Annotated in this window: 1 rRNA gene; it reads right to left on the reverse strand. The window is 53.3% G+C overall.

The features are described from left to right. Positions 1–646, reverse strand: a 23S ribosomal RNA gene (locus ACJHWR_RS25285); the annotation flags it as partial.

Consider the following 646-nt stretch of genomic DNA (forward strand, 5'->3'; position numbering starts at 1 on the left):
GTGCCTTCTCCCGAAGTTACGGCACCATTTTGCCTAGTTCCTTCACCCGAGTTCTCTCAAGCGCCTTGGTATTCTCTACCTGACCACCTGTGTCGGTTTGGGGTACGATTTGATGTTACCTGATGCTTAGAGGCTTTTCCTGGAAGCAGGGCATTTGTTGCTTCAGCACCGTAGTGCCTCGTCATCACGCCTCAGCCTTGATTTTCCGGATTTGCCTGGAAAACCAGCCTACACGCTTAAACCGGGACAACCGTCGCCCGGCCAACATAGCCTTCTCCGTCCCCCCTTCGCAGTAACACCAAGTACAGGAATATTAACCTGTTTCCCATCGACTACGCCTTTCGGCCTCGCCTTAGGGGTCGACTCACCCTGCCCCGATTAACGTTGGACAGGAACCCTTGGTCTTCCGGCGAGCGGGCTTTTCACCCGCTTTATCGTTACTTATGTCAGCATTCGCACTTCTGATACCTCCAGCATACCTCACAGTACACCTTCACAGGCTTACAGAACGCTCCCCTACCCAACAACACATAGTGTCGCTGCCGCAGCTTCGGTGCATGGTTTAGCCCCGTTACATCTTCCGCGCAGGCCGACTCGACCAGTGAGCTATTACGCTTTCTTTAAATGATGGCTGCTTCTAAGCCAA

It is taken from the genome of Escherichia sp. WS568, from assembly GCF_046486085.1.
Classification (GTDB): Bacteria; Pseudomonadota; Gammaproteobacteria; order Enterobacterales; family Enterobacteriaceae; genus Escherichia; species Escherichia coli.